The sequence below is a fragment of the Marinomonas arctica genome, from assembly GCF_003259225.1.
Taxonomy (GTDB): Bacteria; Pseudomonadota; Gammaproteobacteria; order Pseudomonadales; family Marinomonadaceae; genus Marinomonas; species Marinomonas arctica.
Map to the genome: position 1 here is coordinate 1 of NZ_QHJF01000074.1, position 1,064 is coordinate 1,064.

General features: G+C 46.4%; 2 protein-coding genes. One reads left to right on the forward strand and one right to left on the reverse strand.

The annotated features are described in order from the left end of the window. On the reverse strand, positions 1–386 hold a 386-nt coding region (locus tag DK187_RS20880; RefSeq protein WP_239494827.1), incomplete at its 3' end, for a thymidylate synthase. A 164-nt stretch (positions 387–550) separates the two neighbouring features. On the opposite strand from DK187_RS20880, the gene folA reads away from it, so the two are divergent. Continuing rightward, on the forward strand, positions 551–1,060 hold the full coding sequence (folA, locus tag DK187_RS20885) for a type 3 dihydrofolate reductase (protein WP_111609218.1): 510 nt from the start codon (positions 551–553) through the stop codon (positions 1,058–1,060). The last annotated feature ends 4 nt before the right edge of the window (positions 1,061–1,064 follow it).

Below are 1,064 nucleotides of genomic sequence, written 5' to 3' on the forward strand. Positions count from 1 at the left end.
ATGTGTTGTAATAGGTCGATATGGCCACCATCTGGTTTTGGGAAGTGACGGCCAATGGCGCCGTAACACAGCCCCATATCGTCTTCGCCTTTACGGTAAGGGTTGTTTAGCCACACTTCGTTTTCGTTGGCGTTGGCATCCCATGTCTTGGTGCCCAGCGCACGAAAGTCTGCCGCATTGTCGTAGCCTCTTAAATAACCAATAATTTCTGCAATGGCCGATTTCCAGTAGCTTTTGCGCGTGGTGACAAGAGGGAATTCGCCTTTGCTTACATCATAGGTGAGGTCGGCATTAATAACGGTCAGGCAGCGCTTGCCAGTTCGTTCGTTATTGACCCATTCACCTTCGTTGACGATGCGGTTGCAAAGATCTAAATACTGTTTCATAAAAAATGCCTTGTCTGTTTTTCCTCGACGACGTTTGCTAGTGCAGGTTAAGAAATGCAATCTGGATCGTCATGGGTATAATAAATGCCATTGATTATATCAGAAGCCTTTGCTCTTGGATTGCCGGAGCAAAGAAGAGCCAAGATTTTTACGCAGGTTATTGTATGTTGTCACTTATTGTTGCTATGTCTACCAACCGAACAATCGGTATTAATAACGCCTTGCCTTGGCATTTGCCAAATGATCTTAAATACTTCAAACAGGCCACCATGGGTAAACCCATTGTGATGGGGCGTAAGACCTTTGAATCGATTGGAAAACCACTACCGGGTCGTCGCAATATTGTTATTAGCCGTGATCCCGCATATCAAGCAGAAGGCATTGACGTGGTGACGACGCTGGAAGACGCTATTTCTCTTGGTGAAGATATTTGCTTGGTGAATGGTCAAGAAGAGGTCATGGTGATCGGTGGTGCGCAAATTTACCAACTGGCGCTTGAGCGTGCGGATCGTTTGTACATTACTCATGTGGATGCGGAAGTGGAAGGTGATGCGTTTTTTCCTGAGGTAGATTGGCCGTCGTTTACTCTGATTGCAGAAGAAGCGTTCCCTGCGGAAGGCCCGAATCCATACGACTACCGTTTTTCTGTTTACCAAAGAACCAGCGCAGAGTAATTCG